The sequence below is a fragment of the bacterium genome, from assembly GCA_024228115.1.
Lineage (GTDB): Bacteria > Myxococcota_A > UBA9160 > UBA9160 > UBA6930.
The window spans coordinates 1-628 of the sequence record JAAETT010000352.1 but is presented as its reverse complement, the minus strand read 5'-3'; the positions used below and the strand labels follow the sequence as shown (position 1 = coordinate 628).

The window sequence follows — 628 nt, the reverse complement described above, 5'->3', positions numbered from 1 at the left end:
TTATTATTTGCGGGTTGTTATTATGTTGACCCTTATTATGGTTATTATCCCCAGCGTTCTGTTATAGTGGTGGAGCGTCCTTGTGAGGTGGAGATTGAGTTATTTGAGCCACCTATTGTTGATACGCCTGCGTTGGATAATATAAGGGATGGGTTGTTTAGGAGTGGGTATGGGTATTGAGGTGGTTGAATTTTCTAAAGCTATTATTACTGAGCTTGAGAGAGAACAGTATAATGGTCGTTTAGAGGGTGTGCATAGGTGGTTTTTTCGTTACAACGATGGGATTGGTAATGATGGGGTAAAGGTTGTTGATGTTAAGTTCCCATGCACCGCAGAATCATTAGCTGAGATATTTGATAAGTTATCTGTGTCTTTGAGGAAATTATGATTGATATTATAATTGGCCTTGTGATTCCGTTGGTGGCTGCTATTTCTGCTTCGTGTTTTTGGGGATTTGTTCTGAATCCTTGGTTAGATAGGCGGGGTGATTAAGTGATTAAAAAATTTTACAAATTAGGTGCTACGATTATTATATTCGTGCTACTTTCAGGTTGTGTTACTTTATCTGTGGTTCAACCTGATGGCACTAAATATAAGTATACGAGATTTGGTAAGCAGTCTTTGGAGG

General features: G+C 38.7%; 1 protein-coding gene. It reads left to right on the top strand.

Annotated elements, in window-relative coordinates; all coding sequences use genetic code 11:
* Nucleotides 1-169 precede the first annotated feature (169 nt).
* Nucleotides 170-388, top strand: coding sequence for a hypothetical protein (locus tag GY937_15360; GenBank protein MCP5058083.1), 219 nt, complete (start codon nt 170-172; stop codon nt 386-388).
* Nucleotides 389-628 lie beyond the last annotated feature (240 nt).